Source organism: Desulfovibrio sp. OH1186_COT-070, from assembly GCF_003860215.1.
Classification (GTDB): domain Bacteria; phylum Desulfobacterota; class Desulfovibrionia; order Desulfovibrionales; family Desulfovibrionaceae; genus Desulfovibrio.
Window position 1 is genome coordinate 1 of the sequence record NZ_RQYH01000265.1, and the last position, 291, is coordinate 291.

1 protein-coding gene is annotated in these 291 nt (G+C 53.3%); it reads right to left on the minus strand.

The genetic code is table 11. The features are described 5' to 3' along the window. The coding region (locus EII23_RS12785) for a transposase (RefSeq protein ID WP_409360246.1) at positions 1-283 on the minus strand (283 nt) is incomplete at its 3' end. Positions 284-291 lie beyond the last annotated feature (8 nt).

A 291-nucleotide genomic window follows, 5' to 3' on the forward strand; every position in this document is an offset into this window, starting at 1 on the left:
TTTTCTTCGGGGGAATGACCGTTTCCATTCCCTGTTTTTCAGCTTGGGCGAGAATCTCATCCGTGTCGTAGCCCTTGTCCGCCAAAAGCTTTTCCGCCGTGAATCCGTCAATCAGAGCGATTGCCTGAGTGCAATCTGCTGTTGTACCTTGTGTAACAAAAGCCCTGACCGGCATACCATGCGCATCCACGGCCAGATGCAGTTTTGTGTTGAGCCCCCTTTTGTGCGGCTCATGTCCTGATTGCCTCCTCTTGCGCCTGCCGCATGTGGGTGAACTTTGCAATGACTGGC